This is a genomic window from Enterococcus sp. RTP21361st1_A6_RTP21361_211029 (genome assembly GCF_040910045.1).
Classification (GTDB): Bacteria; Bacillota; Bacilli; order Lactobacillales; family Enterococcaceae; genus Enterococcus_D; species Enterococcus_D gallinarum.
Window position 1 is genome coordinate 56729 of the sequence record NZ_JBDGBK010000002.1, and the last position, 16224, is coordinate 72952.

Genomic DNA, 16224 nt, shown 5'->3' on the forward strand with positions numbered 1-16224 from the left:
GAGAAAACTTTAAAGTTTCTAAATTTTTTCTGAATGAGAACGGGGAATCCTTTCTTTTCTGCGCAAACATCACTATAATGGATAAAGATTCTACAGAAGAGAGTGTGGGCATGGAAAATACACGAATAAAAAAGAATGATAATCGAATTGACTACGGTGTGATATTACCCGTATTTTTATTGTGCTTGATTGGGTTTGCGTCATTGTATGTCGCATTGACGAATGATCCAAGGAATCCATCCGTGGGAAAAACCTTAGGATTTCAAGCTTTATGGTATGTACTAGGAGTTATCGCAATTATAGTGATCATGCATATAAAATCCAAGTGGTTGTGGAAGTTGACTCCCTATATTTACGGAGCAGGATTGCTGGTAATGCTGGGTCTCTTGAAGTTCTATGATGCAGGGTTAGCCGACTCTACGGGCTCGCGAAACTGGCTGCGTTTTGGCTCCTTTACGATCCAGCCTTCGGAATTGATGAAGATTGCCTTTATCATGATGTTGGCGCTGGTGGTCACCCATCACAATGTTCGTCATCGAGATCGAGATTTAAAGACGGATGGCTTATTGATCGCTAAAATGTTAGCTGTAACCATTCCGGTCCTAGTTTTAGTCATGCTGCAAAAAGACTTTGGAACGATGTTAGTTTTCTTAGCTATTTTTGGTGGGATCTTTTTGATGTCGGGGATTTCTTGGCAGATCGTGATCCCAGTTATCGCCGCTTTTGTTTTGATAGGGGGCGGGACCATCTTTTTAGTTACAACAGATATGGGACGAGAGTTTCTCTATAATGTCGGCTTTAAAGAATATCAGTTTGCACGTATCGATTCTTGGTTAGATCCGTTTCACGATACTCAAGGCCAGTCTTTCCAACTAGCTTATGCTTTAATGGCTATTGGGTCTGGTGGGATGTTCGGTAAAGGGTTCAATGTGAGTGATGTCTACGTGCCAGTTCGTGAATCAGATATGATTTTCTCTGTGATCGGAGAGAACTTTGGGTTTGTCGGCAGTGCCTTTGTGATTTTATTATATTTCATTTTGATTTACCGAATGATTCGGGTTTGTTTTGATACAAACAATGAATTTTATGCCTATCTTGCTACCGGGATCATCATGATGATCTTGTTCCATGTCTTTGAAAATATCGGTGCTAATATTGGCTTATTGCCTTTGACAGGTATTCCATTACCCTTCATCAGTCAAGGGGGATCGGCATTATTAAGTAACATGATCGGCATTGGCTTGATTTTATCGATGCGCTATCAGGCTGAGAGTACACCAAAAACCTTGTAAGGAGATAGCTATGATCACATTTTACTGGTATCCGAAATGCAGTACATGTAAAAATGCGAAAGCTTGGCTAGAAGCAAATGGGATTCCCTATGAGGCCATTGACATGATCAAAGAGGTGCCTACGAAGGCGCAATTGTTACAATGGATCACCTCTAGCGGCTTGCCAGCTCGCCGCTTTTTTAACACAAGCGGAATGAAATATCGTGAATTAGGTTTGAAAGAGAAAGTACCAACGTTGTCAAATGAAGAAGCCGCAACTTTGTTGGCCACAGACGGCATGTTGATCAAACGCCCATTGTTGATTAGTGAAGATCGCTTTTTGATCAATGGGTTTAAAGAAAAAGAATATGAAGGAGTCTTGTTAGAATCATGGAAAAGAAATGCTTGAGAAAAAAAGATAATTTGTGGGTACTGTTCAATGGCAAAGAATACTGTGTTGGTTTGACAAAAGAAGCACAAGAAGAATTAGGTGCTGTGTCTTTTGCTTCTTTGAAAAAAGTTGGTACAGCCTTGAAACAAGGAGATACGCTAGTGGAGTTGGAAGCAGAAAAAGCTGTCAGTGAATTTCCAAGCCCATTAACAGGCGTGATTTCTTCTGTAAATGAAAAAATCGATCAAAACGTTGATATCTTAAACGACAGCGATGAAATGAACGCTTGGCTAGTCAGCTTTAAAGATGTTGATCCAAGTCAATTTGACGAATTATAAAACAAGATCCAACCACTGATTTACAAAAAGAATTGACAGCAGATTGAGACGTTGCTATAATTTGCTCAATAAATGAATGCTTTGAAAAGAAGAGTACATGTTCTTGACGTACACAGAGAGCCCTGTTTGGTGTAAATGGGCAACGAAGAGAAGATGGAAGATGGTCTTTGAGCAGGATGGGTGAGTCTAAGGACAAGCCTATCACGGGATGCACCCGTTACTGTGCAACAGTATGCGAAGAAATTCAAGTACTGGAAGAGGCTGTTGATGCGAGTCGACAGTAAATCAAGGTGGTAACACGGAAGTTGTGCTTTCGTCCTTTGTAACAGTATAATGTACAAAGGATGAAAGCTTTTTTTGTGTTTAACTAGTGAATGAATAAAGAAAGATGGGAAATTTATGGCATTAATCGAATTGACCCACGTAAAGAAATCCTTTGACGGTAAAAGTGGCGCAGTCCATGCCGTCAATGATGTTTCTCTGCAAGTGGAAAAAGGCGATATTTATGGCATCGTTGGTTATTCAGGTGCCGGCAAAAGTACATTGGTTCGTCTATTGAATGGATTAGAACTTCCTTCAGCTGGTGATGTAGTGATCAATGGTCAAAATATTTTAGCCTTGAAGAACAAAGAATTACGAGATTTTCGTAAAAAAATTGGAATGATTTTTCAACACTTTAACCTCTTGTGGTCACGAACAGTATTGGAAAATATCGAATTACCATTAGAATTGGCAGGGATCCCCAAAATCAAACGCCGCGAGCGGGCACAAGAGCTGGTAAAACTTGTCGGGTTAGAAGGACGCGAAAAAGCTTACCCTTCCCAATTGTCAGGTGGCCAAAAACAACGGGTAGGAATTGCCCGTGCGTTAGCAAATGAGCCAGAAATCTTGCTATGCGACGAAGCAACCAGTGCTCTTGACCCTCAAACAACCGAAGAAGTTCTGGATTTACTGCTGTCCATCAACAAAAAACTGAATTTGACGATTGTACTGATCACCCATGAGATGAACGTGATTCGCAAAATCTGCAATAAAGTAGCTGTAATGGAATTAGGCAAAATCGTTGAAGAAGGTTCCGTACACTCGGTGTTTCGTCATCCGCAACAAGCTGTGACTAAGCGCTTTGTGCAGCAAGATTTGGAGCCAGAAGAAGATCCCGAGGAATTGCGTCAAGCCTTTTTAAGAGAAAATCCCCATGGCCGCTTAGTGACATTGACCTTTACGGAAGACAATGCGAATGAACCAATCATTTCGCAAGCGATCCGAAAGTATCTGATTGATGTCAATGTTGTTTATGGCAAGATTCAGCAAACGAATGAAGGCTCTTTTGGCGCATTAACCGTTCTATTGACCGGTGAAACAGCAGAAATCGATAAAGCATTGCGCTTTTTTGCGCAAGAACAAGTAGGCGTGGAGGTGATCGAGCGTGGGTAAATCATTTTCAGAAACCTATTTTGATTTTGAAAAAATCGATTGGGCAAACATGCAACAAGCGACGATCGATACGTTATTTATGACATTCTTCTCTATGGTACTAGTCATTGTGATTGGACTAATACTAGGATTGGCTCTTTATTCATTAGGTCGCAAGCAAACATTTGGATCACGCTTTGCCTATACCTTAGTCTCGATTATCAGTAACGTGTTTCGTTCAACTCCGTTTATGATCTTGATGGTTTTGATTATACCGTTTACGACACTATTGGTAGGATCCTTCTTAGGGGCAAAAGCTGCGATTCCAGCATTGGTTCTATCAGCAGCTCCTTTTTATGCACGGTTAGTAGAGATTGCCTTTCGAGAAGTAAGTCCAGGTGTGATTGAAGCTGCCGAGGCGATGGGAGCAAGTTACTGGGAGATTATTTATAAGATTATCATTCCTGAGAGTGTCCCAGCATTGATTTCGGGCATCACTGTCACCACCATTTCAATGATTGGTTACACAGCTATGGCAGGGGCGATCGGTGCCGGAGGCCTTGGTTCATTGGCTTGGCAAGAAGGCTTTCAACGGGGAAATTACACTGTGACGCTTGTAGCAACAGTGATTATTTTAATTATTGTCTTTATCTTACAAGCAATCGGCGACTTTTTGACAAAAGCAACAGACAAACGCTGATTGGCTGAAAAAGAAAAACATCAAACAGAAAATTGGGAGGAATAAAAATGAAAAAGATTTTTGGTTTTGCAACAACAGTATTGTTAACAGTCGCTTTAGCAGCCTGCGGTACAGGTTCAAATAACAGCGCCGATTCAACATCAGCTAGTGGAGAAAACACGAAATTGGTGGTGGGAGCATCTGTCACACCCCATGCAGAAATTTTAGAACAAGCAAAACCATTGTTGGAAAAAGAAGGAATCGATTTAGAAATCAAAACCTTCGATGATTACATCTTGCCAAACAAAGCTTTAGAAAATGGCGATATCGATGCCAACTATTTCCAACATATCCCTTACTTGAACAAGCAAATTGCCGATAATGGCTATGACTTTGTTAATGCAGGAGCGGTTCATATCGAACCGATGGGGTTGTATTCAAAACGGATCTCTGACATTTCTGAATTAGCTGAAGGTGCAACCGTGATTACTTCAAATTCGGAATCCGATTGGGGTCGTATCTTAACGATTTTACAAGATGCTGGTGTGATTAAGTTGAAAGATGGTGTCGATGCTGAAACAGCAACATTTGATGATATTGCTGAAAATCCAAAGAAATTAGAATTCAAGCATGATATTGATCCTTCATTATTGGCAACGGCTTACCAAAATGATGAAGCAGACCTAGTGGCCATCAATGCGAACTTTGCTTTTGGGATCGACTTGAATCCAGCAGATGATTCTGTTTTATTAGAAGCGGATAATTCACCATACGTCAATGTGATTGCCGTACGCAGTGGCGACGAAAGCAGCGATAAAATCAAAAAATTGGTTGAAGTGCTTCACTCTGACGAAATCAAAGACTTTGTCGAAAAACAATGGCAAGGTTCTGTGAAAATCGTTGATGCGGACGCTAAATAGTTTCCTTCATTAAGCAGTACAAACAGAGCAGTGACATAAGTTAAAAACAGACGAAACTTACTAAATGATAAAGAGATTTGACCTTCCTCGCAATCTTGCGTCGAAGACCTCCTGAATCGCAGGAGTAATCTCTTTACGTTTCGGTTAGGTGGTTTGTTTCATACTTTTGTCACTGCTCTTTTTTAATTCCAATCTAGCAAAACAGAACGGTTATGCCAAATCATTTCATACAGCAGCGGCAATTCAGGGTGCTTTTTTAATAATTGATCGTAGTGGGGGAGCTGGCTAAGAAACAGACGAATGAGTGTGAGGGTATCAGGTGAAAGTGATCCACTCCCTTTAAACAAGATCAGATTGCCTTCCAATAAAGCACAGAGCAAGTGGATTTGAGTGATTTTGACAAGACAGATTTGAAAGGAGTCACTTCCCAGACGTTCTTTGAGCAGTTCTGCAGCAAATATTTGGTTCAGCAAGTAGGTATCTTCTTCAGATAAATAGAAGGCTTCAAGTCCAAGTAATTGTTTCCATAAGAAAAGATAGTTGCGTTCATGGCGCAAATAAAAGGCAGGGACAAAGTTTTTTGGAAAAACTGTAGCTAATGCGATCCCATTTTCCAGCGGATAAACCGCTTTTCTTTTTTCATGGATTGTTTTGATACAAAAGAAGGCCTCACTGGAACTTTTTATCAAGTGTGGACGCATCCAGCGCAACAATTGATAATGGAAAAAACGGATTTGTATTTCGTTCCCTTGTAAAAGTGGAAAATGCTTGCGATTCAGAGATAAGTGATACGCTGCCAAAGAGGATGATAGAGCAGTGAAACGTCGATTGACACTGGAAGGGCTCAGGTGGCATTTTCTGCATAATAATGGATAAGTCAACGAAGGTTCTTCCAGCTGGGTGTTAAGAATACGGTAGTTACTGCTCTTTTTTACAAGAGAAGCGATGACTTTTTTTTTAACTCAGTAACCGACATTGCTTCCGTCTGTAAATAATCAAGTTGGCCTTTTTTAATCAAAAATTTGATTGGTAACTTGATACCTAACTCGCTGGCGATCATCCGTCTAATAGTCTTGACGGAGATCCCTTGTTGCAGGGCTGCTTGTTGGAGGGGGAGCGGCCTTTCTTTGAAAAGACTACGGATCAGACGCAACATGCGCAACACTTCTTTCTCGAGAAAATCCTCCAAGTTGTGAATCACCTCTTTCGGATGAGATTACATTTATTATAGTGGATAACTAGTTTCTTGGTTTTTTTAGAAAAGAATAATCATCAAAGTTTAATAAATAATTTTCACTACAAAGAGACAGATGTGGAGCTAATCAGCTTAAAAGAGAAAAAAATGAAGAAAATAAGGAAAAAAACAGGGATTCTGGATTCATAGTAGGGAATGATGGAAGGGGAAATTGGGTGATCCTGCAAGCAGTGTCGCTTAAAAGCAGACTCAAAAGAACCGCACAACTGAATAGCTGAAAAATAGTAGGGCAACACTAAAAAACTACTAGGCTAAGAATACCTTAAGCCTAGCAGAAAGTGTCTAGCTATCCCTCCCTCGCTGGAGATTTGGTACGTAATGCAGAGAAATAAATTATAGAAAATCAGCTTGCTTCACTAGGCAATAAAATGGTTTGGCGCTGACCATCATCATAGGCATAAACGGTTTGAGGCAAATACTCATTGTAAGCAATCGGCAGATCGATACACATCCCAGCACGGCGATCATCTTGTGAAAAATGAATACTAACACGGCCGTCATTATTTTTTACGTGAAAAGTTAATAGATTTTCTAACGGAATAACGCCTTTCAGATCCAAGTCAATGATCAGCCATAAACTATCGATCAATTCTCCCGGCATGGTTTGGACGATACCGCCAGAAGCATAGCGGCTGCGGCTACTGTCAAATGGTTCAAACATGGTTGTTCCCTCCTTGAGGATAAAGTCGGTCGTGGGTCGGCAATCGAAAGATAGAATCAACTTGTTTAAAATAAGACCACTCCTCAAGGAATGGTCTTATTCTTTACTTGTAGCAAAAATTATTCTTGATCTTCACCAATAACAGCTGGTTCTGCTGCTTCACCGTTTTCGTCATCTTCTGAAAGTTCTTGTGCTTCAGCAACAGCAACGATTTGTTCTTCGGCTTCTGTGACGATCGTATAATCATCATTTTTCTCTAAATCGCCTACAGTCAACGCGTCACCAATTTCAAGTCCAGTGACATCAACTTCAATACGTTCAGGTAATTTATCTGGTGTTGCGGATACAACGACACTGTATAAGTTTTGTGTCAATACGCCGCCGGCTTTCACGCCTGCTGCATCACCAACTAAGGTCAATTCAGCTTCTACCTCAGTTTCTTCATTCATATCGACTGAGATGAATTCAACATGGGTCAATGCACGAGTGAACGTGTCTGATTGAAATTCTTTGATCAGTGTATTTACTTTCTTGCCTTCTAAGTTCATAGTGATTACGGTATTCAAACCATTTTCACGTAGCAGTCTTTCTAATTCCGCTGCATTGACTGCAATCGGAGTACTGTCTACTTGATAACCATTCACGATAGCAGGTACTTTTCCTTCGTGACGCAATTTGTTCCGTAATGAACGGGGGCGAACTTCTCTTTTCGTAACTTCTAATGATACTGACATAACTCAATTCCTCCTAAAATTTCCCGAAAAAAACGGGATGTTTTTAAGCAAATTTTGTTAACTCTGCACATTAAGTGGTACGTGAGTAAAAACACGCAAAAGGGCAGTTGTTTACACAACTGCCCCAGAAAGTTTTGGTTCAACTTTTCTCCACCAGGTCGTAACGCTGTGTATGAGAAACTTTATTTACTTTACTCTTTAACCTTACGTGGAAAGTCGAAGAAAGTCAAATGAAATGATGAGTCGAGGATTTGCAAGCAATTAAATCTGAGCTATAATAGCCAAGATGGAGAGAAAACAATGCGTATAGACAAACTGATAGAAGAGCGGCTAGCGACCTCTCGCAAAGAAATGAAACGTCTTTTTCAACAAGGGAAAGTCTTGGTGGATCAGCAAATCGAACGGAACCCATCTCGAAATGTCGACAGTCGATTGCATGAAATCAAGGTTGCTGGGGTACTGCTGCAAACAAGAGATGTGTATTACTTACTCAATAAGCCAGCGGGGGTGGTGACAGCAAATATAGATCACCAGCACGCCACAGTCATTGATCTTTTACAGCCAGAAGACCGACAGGCGACACTTTATGCAGTGGGACGTTTGGATCGCGATACAGAAGGATTGGTATTGTTGACGACGAATGGGCAGTTAGGCTATGAATTATTGCACCCAAACAAGAAAGTGCCGAAACGATACGATGTCATTGTCAATGGTCCGGTAACAGCGGAAGATGTGGCTGCTTTTGCTCAAGGCATCGTTTTTCATGGAGGTGTCGTTTGTCAGCCTGCCAAATTGACCATAGAGATGACTTCAGGTAGGCGGTCCTTTGTTCATCTAGAGATTGCTGAAGGGAAGTTCCATCAAGTGAAGAAGATGTTTTTAGCAAGAGGGAAAAAAGTGATTGCCCTAAAAAGAGTTGCAATTGGTCCTTTGGAACTAGGGGATCTATTGTCCGGAGAATACCGGAATCTCACCCAATTTGAATTAGAAAGCCTAGCGAATTATTTTCGCTGAGAAAGAGGAGACTATGACTTATAAAACACTGTTATTTGATGTCGATGATACGATTCTTGATTTCCAAGATACTGAACATGAAGCGCTGACAGCTCTTTTTGCGGAACAAGGTCTGACGATGGATCTCGAAATGAAACAGACTTATCAAGAGGTTAATCACGGATTGTGGCAACAATTTGAACAAGGGAAGCTGTCTAGAGACCAAGTAGTCAATGAACGATTTGGCTTATTTTTTAAAAAGTATGGGCGAATCGTCGACAGTGAAGCGATGGAAAAACACTATCGTTCTTACTTGGATCAAGGGCATAAATTATTAGGCAATAGTCAGCTAGTGTTGGCCGAATTGGCTGACAAGTTTGATTTATATGTTGTGACTAATGGTGTCTCTAAAACCCAATACCGCCGTTTGTCAGATGCTAAGTTGATGCCTTATTTTCGGGATATCTTTGTATCAGAAGATACAGGTTATCAAAAACCAATGAAAGAATTCTTTACCTATGTTTTTGACCGGATTCCTAATTTTGAACAACAAAAAACAGTCATTATTGGTGACTCATTGTCTTCAGATATTTTGGGCGGACATTTGTCAGGGATCGATACAATCTGGCTGAATCCTAACAAAAAAGCGGCTTCAACAGTTCTCCCAACCTATGAGATCCAGTCGTTGGATCAATTGCCATCGTTATTAAAAGACTGATTTCTTAGAAATGAATAGTAATTTTTCAGAATTTCGCTATAATAGAAACAGTGTAAATTTTAGAGACGAAAGAGGTTAATTGAATGACGAATGGCAAGCCCATTATTATTGGTGTGACTGGTGGTTCTGGTAGTGGAAAAACAAGTGTGAGCCGAGCGATTTTCAATCACTTTCCCAATCATTCCATTATGATGCTTGAACAAGACTCTTATTATAAAGATCAAAGCAACTTGAGCTTTGAAGAACGGTTGAACACAAACTATGATCATCCGTTTGCCTTTGATACCGATCTATTGATCGAACATCTGCAGAAACTCCTTGCCTACGAAACGATCGAAAAACCGGTCTATGATTATGTGGCACATACTCGCAGTGAAGCAACGATCATTCAGGAACCAAAAGAAGTGATCATCCTTGAAGGAATCTTGATTTTGGAAGACGAACGTTTGCGAGACTTGATGGATATCAAACTGTATGTAGATACGGATGATGATATTCGAATCATTCGTCGGATCAAACGAGATATGGAAGAACGCGGACGAACGCTGGATTCCGTTATTGAACAATATTTGACAGTAGTCAAGCCTATGTATCATCAATTTATCGAACCTACGAAGCGCTATGCAGATGTCATCGTTCCAGAAGGCGGCGAGAACCACGTAGCGATTGATTTGATCACAACGAAAGTTGCAACATTCTTAACCGAAAGCTGAGCATCTTTTCTTTCGAAAACACTTATTAAAGAATTTTTTTGATAAAGCAGTAGTTTTTCTTTATCAATTATGGTAAAGTATACCTCATGCGACGAGTCGAGATGGTCTAGCTTTGACTGACCAGATTGATAACAGAGGCACAAGGAGCGATCCACCTGCCGGATGCAGGGTGTCGGAATATTCCTTTTGTGGAGATAGGGTATTCTACTAGTAATAGTACTGTGAATAAAAAACAGCTTTGAACATTCATGTTCAAGGCTGTTTTTTTGTCTATTTCTGTAGGGGATAGCGATAGATCATCGATTCTTCTCCCCAAGGATGATAGCCTGTACCCATCAGCTCAAAACCAAATTTTTCATAAAACGAAACAAGATCTGTACATAAATAAAGGGTCGAGAAACCAGCAGTAGCGGCAGATTGCTTGATAGTATCGATCAAAAGCCGAGCACCACCTTGTCTGCGATAGTGAGGATCGACATAGAGGGCGCGCAGCCAAGGCATCAAATTCATTCGGCTGATAAAATCATTCGTGATCAGTCCACCACAGCCAATGATCGAGGGGACAGCAGCGGCTTGGTTATCCACGAGTAGGAACCATTGCGGTAGATCGGTATCAGCAAAACTATGGGTCAAGCTATCTTCATACACTTTCATGGATGCGGGACTCGCCCATTTTGATTGAAAATAAGCGATCGCTTCCTGTAAATATTCAGGATGTTCTCTTAAATGAATGACTTTCATTTTTATCCCACCTTTGGCAAACGGATTTGAAAAATAACGCCTTTAGGTTGTAGATCACGTACACTGATTTGCCCTTTGTGTTCCTCCACGATTTGTTTGGCGATGGCCAAACCGAGACCATAGCCGCCGGTTTCTTTTGAACGGGAGCGATCTTCCCGATAAAAGCGTTCAAAAATATGTTTCTTGTCTTCATCGCTAATAGATGGACCTGTGTTTCTAACTTCGAGCAGCCAATACTTGTTGGAAATTTCTGACAGCAGTGTGATATTATCTCCTTGACTTGTATATTTCAGGGCATTATCCAATAAAATTACTAATACTTGATGTATTTTTTTGGGGTCGAAGACAGCAGTTGTCGTAGCTAGGTTTTCCAAGACAAATTGTTTATTATTCATTTTGGCAATCTCTTGAAACGGTTTTGCCAGTTCTTGAATGAAAGGAGCGATGGCAATGGTTTCTTTGGCTAACATCTGCTGGTTGGAATCGCTGCGGGCAATCGTCAATAAATCCGCTGTCAATCCAGTCAACCTCCGGGTCTCTGCTAATGCTTGAGCAATACTTTCTGATTCCTCAATGATCGTATGATTGGGCTTAGTGAAGGTGCGCTCTAAACTGTTTTGGATGATCGTCAAAGGCGTCCGTAATTCATGAGAAGCATTTTCGACAAATTCTTGCTGTTTTTTCCACGAAGCGAGGATCGGCCGCATTGTCAATGAAGAAAGGTAGTAGCTGATACCGATTGACAAGATCCAAAAGAAAATCATCGATAAAATCAAAATTGTTTGAAAGTTGTTCATTGCATTATTGATTTGGTTGGTATTGGCCAACACTTGAACATAGGCTACCCCTGATTGGTTCGTAGGCGCGGCAACCGTGATCGAGTGAAACAGCAAAGTCTCCGCTTCATTTTGATCGCTTACGGTCAGTGATTGAATCGTATTTAAATGTTCCGTATCTAATTTGAGTGAAGCTAGCTGAGAGAAACGTCCGCCTAATGATTGTTTGTTTACTATCGTACCGTCTTCTGACCAAAGAATAAATTGGGTGTTGAAACGATTGGTTCCAGGAATCTTTGGCATTGCTGTATTGGGCGGTAAGGCAATGGCTTCGTTTTGATTAGCGTTGTTGATCTCTGCTTGGACCAGACGTGTATCTTGGACGGCTTGTTCAAGGGCAATATCGGTTTCTTGATATGCAGATTGATCAAATAATTCTAGTACAATGATTCCGAGCAATGTAAAGATCAATGCAAAAGCGCTGATATTGATCAAGAACAATTTAAGTCGCTGTTTCTTAGAGAGTTCTTTGTTCATTCGCTAATCTCCTTGCATAATATAGCCTACATTGCGCAGTGTCCGGATCTCTTTATCAATACCAGTATCCCGAAGATGTTTGCGTAAATTGCTGATGTAGACCTCGACTACTGTGATCGTTGTTTCTGAATCAAATCCCCAAATACGGTCAAAAATTTGCTCTTTCGTCAAAATAATGCCTCGGTTTTGCAAAAAATAAACGAGTAATGCAAATTCTTTTCCTTGGATAGGTAATAGCTTTTCGTCAATCGTTACCTCATTAGTAGAGAGATTGCAGGTCAATCCTTTATAGACCACTTGGTTTTCATTAAATAAACCCAATGAACGTTTTAACAAGGCTTTGCAACGCATCAATAATTCTTCCCGATAAAAAGGTTTTGTCAAATAGTCATCGGCGCCTTTTTGAAAGCCAGCGACCTTATCTTCTAATCCATCTTTGGCGGTTAAGATCAAGACTGGTGTCTGAACAGTGTGCTGTCGTAATTTTGCCAATACTTCATAGCCATTCATTTCTGGAAGCATCAAATCTAGAATGATCAAATCATAAATCCCACTTTGGGCTTCATACAGACCTTCACTCCCATCAAAAGCTTGGCTGATTTCACCAATTTCTGCAACGATTTCTTTAATATTTTCTGATAACGTTCTGTCGTCTTCGATCAGTAATAACTTGATCATTCTGTCACCTCTTTCATTATAAGCATAGCATGAGTAACATAAAAAAAACTTAAAAAAGTGATTTTTGCTTAAGCTGTCTTTAAGTTTCAGCGTCTTAAATAGGGACTATAGCAATCAAAGGAGGAAAATACCATGAAATTAAAAAAGGTATTTCAACGAAAAGAAACCAAGTATCTTTTATCGTCTGAGCAGTTTCAGCCGTTTCTGGGTGCGTTGCAGCAGAGGATGAAGATTGATGAATATGGCCAACACACGATTCTATCTCTTTACTATGACACGGATGATTTTCGTTTCATCCGTCATTCGATGGATAAGCCAAAGTATAAAGAGAAATTTCGCATCCGGAGTTATGGTGTTCCATCTCAGGACAGTTTGGTGTTCCTAGAAATCAAGAAGAAAGTCAATGGCATTGTATATAAGCGGCGTGTTCCTCTAAGCTATTCAGATTATCAATCATGGATACGAAGCGGGGAATTTCCTACCACTATTCAACCACTTCAAATTGCCGCCGAAATTCGTTGGCTATTTAAACAAAACCATGACTTAAGTCCGCGCGTTTTGATTGCCTATGACCGCCTTTCGCTTTTTGCATCAGAAGACAGTGAATTTAGAGTGACCTTTGATCAAAACATTCGTTATCGGGAAAACAATCTGACATTGTCTGAAGGGAGTTATGGACAATTGATAGCGCCAGAGATTGGTGTGTTGATGGAAGTCAAAGCAATGGGGGCCTATCCCCTTTGGTTTGTTGAACAATTGAATCAGTATGGTGTGCGCAAAGCTAGTTTTTCCAAGTATACTCAAACCTACCAACGTCATTTGTTTAAAAAGGAGGATATTCAGAATGTTATCTAGTTTGTTAAGTGATACCGCTACTCTTGAATGGGATGGCTTGATTATTTGTATTAGTGCCTCACTGATTCTGGGTCTCTTAGTTGCCGGAGTGCATATGGTAAAGAATGTTTATACAAAAAATTTTGTCATTACGTTGGCAGTACTGCCGGTTCTAGTACAATCAGTGATTATGCTGGTCAATGGGAATTTAGGAACTGGGGTAGCGATTTTGGGCGCATTCAGCTTGATCCGCTTCCGTTCCGTTCCAGGAGGTTCTCGCGAAATCACCAGTGTGTTTTGGTCCATGGGGATCGGCTTAGCTACCGGTATGGGTTATGTCGGTTATGTGGTGGTTTTTTCATTCGTGGTAGCTGCCTTTTTATTGATGCTGTATACCGTACCCTTTGGCGAACGACGTAAGACTAGCGAACGGGAATTGAAAATAACTATTCCAGAAGACTTAGATTATCCCCAACTGTTTGATGACATTTTTGAGAAATTTACTCATACAGCCAAGTTGGATTCGGTACGCACAACAACCATGGGTAGTCTCTACGAGTTACGCTATCACTTAGTATTGAAGGATCAAACACAAGAAAAGGCTTTGATCGATGATGTACGGACGCGTAATGGCAATTTACCTGTTGTACTCGGTAAAGTTGCGGCTAATCGTGATGAATTATAAGGAGGAAGACCAATGAAAAAAATCTACCCATTGTTTTTGGCACTGTTACTGGTAGCTTGTGCGCAGCAATCTGAAACAAATTCTTCAAGTTCTGCCACTGGAACTTCGGAAGCAACGGTTACGAATGGATCTACTTCTTTGGAAGATACAGATTATTATGGAAAGTATGAAGAAGAGGATTTGGATGCTTCTTATGAGTCATCTTCAGCCATAGCGATAAAACTGGCGGGTTCACAAACGGAAGCTGGAGAAGGATTTACAGTTGATGATCAAACAGTAACGATTACTTCGGCAGGGACATATATGGTCAGCGGTTCTTTGACAGATGGTCAGTTGAAAATCAACGTCGACAAAGAAGCCAAAGTTCATTTGATTTTTGCTGGAGTAAGTATCACGAATGCTAACAGTTCAGCAGTTGTTATCGAGCAGGCAGAGAAAGTCATTACGACATTAGCTGCGGATACAACAAATACGTTAACGGATGGAACGAGTTATACCTTTGCAGAAGGAGAAACCGAACCGGATGCTGCTTTTTATAGCAAAGACGATTTGTCGATCAATGGAGAAGGGAAATTGGTCATTGAAGGCAATTATAGCAACGGTATCCGCAGCAAAGACGATTTAGTCTTGGCAAGCGGCATCTATGAAATCACAGCAAAAAACAATGCGATCAAAGGAAAAGATTCGGTGTCGATTCGAGATGGGAATTATACTCTGACGACTTCTGAAGGAGATGGTATCCAAGCCAACAATACCGAAGATGCTACAAAAGGCTATATTGGGATTGATGGGGGTATATTTACGATCCAAAGTGGTCGGGATGGTATCCAAGCTGAGACAAATCTTAGTATTCAATCAGCAGAAATGACCGTTAAGACAGCTGATGGTGCAGATAGTCAATCGGTCGTCGCTGATGAAAGTTATAAAGGAATGAAAGCAGGTGGATCCATCCTACTAGCAAGTGGTTCCTATACTATCGATAGTGCGGATGATAGTATCCACGCCAATGATTCAGTCACCATCAATGGCGGGGAGATTTCAGCAGCGACTGGAGATGATGGCATTCATGCAGACAATGGTTTAACCATTAATGATGGGACGATTATTGTCAACAAATCCTATGAAGGCTTAGAAGCAAGCGTCATCACCATTGCTGGTGGAGATATTCAAGTGCTAGCAAGCGATGATGGGGTAAATGCCGGCGGCGGCAGCGACACGACGGACAGCGGACAATTTGGACAAGATAGTTTTGGAGGAGGACCAGGCGGTGGCGATCAAGCAGACGATAGCAAAGAAGTTGTCATCACAGGTGGAACCTTGTCAATTGATGCTGAAGGAGATGGATTGGACAGCAATGGCAATGTCACAATGAGCGGTGGAATCGTGATTGTCAATGGACCGACGCAAGGCGGGAATGGCGCTTTAGATTATAATGGAACCTTTGAAATTACAGGTGGGACCCTCGTCGCTGCAGGAACCACTGATATGGCAATGAATGTGAGTGGCGGAACACAACGATCAGTGGCGATTACTTTCGATCAATCTCAGGCAGCAGACACGTTGATCACCTTGCAAGATACTGAGGGCAATACGTTATTATCCTATACACCTAGTAAGGATTTTCAACATGTGGTGATTTCAAGTCCAGATTTACAATCAGCAGACTATACACTACTTAGTGGCGGCAGCAATAGTGAAACTTCTGTTTATGGTCTTTATCAAGGAGGAAGTGTGAAGGATGCTTCTGAATTAGGCACATTATCTTTAACAGATACCCTTTCAAATTTGACTCAATCTGGCGCAACTGCCACGACAAACCAAATGGGCGGATTTGGACGCTGATCAATTCTAGTAGCCCTCGTTGGAGGAACCAAAGAAAGAATACTA

Annotated in this window: 19 protein-coding genes and 1 other annotated feature; of the genes, 12 read left to right on the forward strand and 7 right to left on the reverse strand. The window is 40.9% G+C overall.

What is annotated here, in order from left to right; all coding sequences use genetic code 11:
• The first annotated feature begins 110 nt into the window (after positions 1-110).
• From AB5Z52_RS00660 to AB5Z52_RS00685, 6 genes are all read left to right on the forward strand, one after another.
• Positions 111-1292 (forward strand): FtsW/RodA/SpoVE family cell cycle protein, encoded by a 1182-nt coding sequence (locus tag AB5Z52_RS00660; RefSeq protein WP_005472807.1) that lies wholly within the window; start codon positions 111-113, stop codon positions 1290-1292.
• A gap of 10 nt (positions 1293-1302) precedes the next feature.
• Positions 1303-1680: an arsenate reductase family protein gene (locus AB5Z52_RS00665; RefSeq protein ID WP_003128525.1), complete on the forward strand. Its 378-nt coding sequence runs from the start codon at positions 1303-1305 to the stop codon at positions 1678-1680.
• Positions 1662-2000 carry a glycine cleavage system protein H gene (locus AB5Z52_RS00670; protein ID WP_003128526.1) on the forward strand — a complete coding sequence of 113 codons (339 nt, stop codon included), beginning with the start codon at positions 1662-1664 and terminating at the stop codon, positions 1998-2000. The genes AB5Z52_RS00665 and AB5Z52_RS00670 overlap by 19 nt, the downstream gene beginning before the upstream one ends.
• A 72-nt stretch (positions 2001-2072) precedes the next feature.
• Positions 2073-2324, forward strand: a binding site (T-box leader).
• Between the two features lie 75 nt (positions 2325-2399).
• Complete coding sequence (locus tag AB5Z52_RS00675; protein ID WP_003128527.1) at positions 2400-3434, forward strand: methionine ABC transporter ATP-binding protein; 1035 nt, start codon at positions 2400-2402, stop codon at positions 3432-3434.
• Positions 3427-4113, forward strand: a complete 687-nt coding sequence (locus AB5Z52_RS00680; protein ID WP_003128528.1) for a methionine ABC transporter permease — start codon at positions 3427-3429, stop codon at positions 4111-4113. Before AB5Z52_RS00675 ends, AB5Z52_RS00680 begins: the two co-directional genes overlap by 8 nt.
• A 47-nt stretch (positions 4114-4160) precedes the next feature.
• The gene (locus tag AB5Z52_RS00685) at positions 4161-5012 is read left to right on the forward strand and encodes a MetQ/NlpA family ABC transporter substrate-binding protein (protein WP_003128530.1); all 852 of its coding nucleotides are present in this window, start codon (positions 4161-4163) and stop codon (positions 5010-5012) included.
• Between the two features lie 182 nt (positions 5013-5194).
• On the opposite strand, the gene AB5Z52_RS00690 is transcribed toward AB5Z52_RS00685, so the two are convergent.
• From AB5Z52_RS00690 to AB5Z52_RS00705, 4 genes are all read right to left on the reverse strand, one after another.
• Positions 5195-5959 (reverse strand): helix-turn-helix domain-containing protein, encoded by a 765-nt coding sequence (locus AB5Z52_RS00690; RefSeq protein WP_081131410.1) that lies wholly within the window; start codon positions 5957-5959, stop codon positions 5195-5197.
• Complete coding sequence (locus AB5Z52_RS00695) at positions 5944-6201, reverse strand: hypothetical protein (RefSeq protein ID WP_005472799.1); 258 nt, start codon at positions 6199-6201, stop codon at positions 5944-5946. Before AB5Z52_RS00695 ends, AB5Z52_RS00690 begins: the two co-directional genes overlap by 16 nt.
• 409 nt (positions 6202-6610) lie before the next feature.
• Entirely contained in the window at positions 6611-6928 is a 318-nt protein-coding gene (locus AB5Z52_RS00700; protein ID WP_003128534.1) for a DUF960 domain-containing protein, read from the reverse strand.
• Between the two features lie 119 nt (positions 6929-7047).
• Positions 7048-7662 carry a 50S ribosomal protein L25/general stress protein Ctc gene (locus AB5Z52_RS00705; RefSeq protein ID WP_003128535.1) on the reverse strand — a complete coding sequence of 205 codons (615 nt, stop codon included), beginning with the start codon at positions 7660-7662 and terminating at the stop codon, positions 7048-7050.
• A gap of 300 nt (positions 7663-7962) precedes the next feature.
• On the opposite strand from AB5Z52_RS00705, the gene AB5Z52_RS00710 reads away from it, so the two are divergent.
• The 3 genes from AB5Z52_RS00710 to udk all read left to right on the forward strand — a co-directional run bounded on the left by AB5Z52_RS00710 (position 7963) and on the right by udk (position 10086).
• Positions 7963-8676 carry a pseudouridine synthase gene (locus tag AB5Z52_RS00710; RefSeq protein WP_003128537.1) on the forward strand — a complete coding sequence of 238 codons (714 nt, stop codon included), beginning with the start codon at positions 7963-7965 and terminating at the stop codon, positions 8674-8676.
• A 13-nt stretch (positions 8677-8689) separates the two neighbouring features.
• Positions 8690-9373: a YjjG family noncanonical pyrimidine nucleotidase gene (locus AB5Z52_RS00715; protein WP_003128538.1), complete on the forward strand. Its 684-nt coding sequence runs from the start codon at positions 8690-8692 to the stop codon at positions 9371-9373.
• Between the two features lie 83 nt (positions 9374-9456).
• Positions 9457-10086 (forward strand): uridine kinase, encoded by a 630-nt coding sequence (gene udk, locus AB5Z52_RS00720; RefSeq protein ID WP_003128539.1) that lies wholly within the window; start codon positions 9457-9459, stop codon positions 10084-10086.
• Positions 10087-10356: 270 nt separating this feature from the next.
• Here the strand turns inward: udk and AB5Z52_RS00725 are convergent, their stop codons facing one another.
• Genes AB5Z52_RS00725 through AB5Z52_RS00735 form a run of 3 tightly spaced genes read right to left on the reverse strand, consistent with a single transcriptional unit; the run spans position 10357 to position 12818 of the window.
• On the reverse strand, positions 10357-10827 hold the full coding sequence (locus tag AB5Z52_RS00725; protein ID WP_368243119.1) for a GNAT family N-acetyltransferase: 471 nt from the start codon (positions 10825-10827) through the stop codon (positions 10357-10359).
• A 2-nt stretch (positions 10828-10829) separates the two neighbouring features.
• Entirely contained in the window at positions 10830-12140 is a 1311-nt protein-coding gene (locus tag AB5Z52_RS00730; RefSeq protein ID WP_096711020.1) for a cell wall metabolism sensor histidine kinase WalK, read from the reverse strand.
• A gap of 3 nt (positions 12141-12143) precedes the next feature.
• Positions 12144-12818, reverse strand: coding sequence for a response regulator transcription factor (locus AB5Z52_RS00735; protein WP_003128546.1), 675 nt, complete (start codon positions 12816-12818; stop codon positions 12144-12146).
• A gap of 132 nt (positions 12819-12950) precedes the next feature.
• On the opposite strand from AB5Z52_RS00735, the gene AB5Z52_RS00740 reads away from it, so the two are divergent.
• Genes AB5Z52_RS00740 through AB5Z52_RS00750 form a run of 3 tightly spaced genes read left to right on the forward strand, consistent with a single transcriptional unit; the run spans position 12951 to position 16179 of the window.
• Complete coding sequence (locus tag AB5Z52_RS00740; protein WP_003128547.1) at positions 12951-13673, forward strand: polyphosphate polymerase domain-containing protein; 723 nt, start codon at positions 12951-12953, stop codon at positions 13671-13673.
• Positions 13663-14337: a DUF4956 domain-containing protein gene (locus AB5Z52_RS00745; protein WP_003128549.1), complete on the forward strand. Its 675-nt coding sequence runs from the start codon at positions 13663-13665 to the stop codon at positions 14335-14337. The genes AB5Z52_RS00740 and AB5Z52_RS00745 overlap by 11 nt, the downstream gene beginning before the upstream one ends.
• Before the next feature lie 12 nt (positions 14338-14349).
• A complete protein-coding gene (locus AB5Z52_RS00750) occupies positions 14350-16179 on the forward strand; it encodes a carbohydrate-binding domain-containing protein (RefSeq protein WP_288551388.1) in 1830 nt (609 codons plus the stop codon).
• The last annotated feature ends 45 nt before the right edge of the window (positions 16180-16224 follow it).